Annotated in this window: 1 protein-coding gene; it reads right to left on the bottom strand. The window is 39.1% G+C overall.

Going from position 1 to position 274, the window contains the following annotated elements:
* Nucleotides 1-274 (bottom strand): PhoU domain-containing protein (locus AAEY72_RS14840; protein WP_352311311.1); only part of this gene is annotated, 274 nt, incomplete at both ends.

Genomic DNA, 274 nt, shown 5'->3' with positions numbered 1-274 from the left:
CTTTATGCACTTCAAACGCACGTTGCACATCCATACGTGCAAATGCATCTAAAACGTCATGCAGCATTTTAGATACTTGGCGACCCATATTTTCAATATTTACTAGTAAATCTTGTTGATCCTTAGTAAATGAGTCTAGTGCAACTTTAGCAATTCGCTTAGCTTCATCACCAATTCGCTCTAAATCAGCAATGGTTTTTGCTATTGCAATTACTAAACGTAAATCACTGGCTGCCGGTTGGCGCTTAGCAATAATACGGGTGCAATCTTCATC

The organism is Psychrobacter sp. W2-37-MNA-CIBAN-0211 (assembly GCF_040309405.1).
Lineage (GTDB): Bacteria > Pseudomonadota > Gammaproteobacteria > Pseudomonadales > Moraxellaceae > Psychrobacter > Psychrobacter glaciei.
This window is presented reverse-complemented; position numbering and strand designations above follow the sequence as displayed.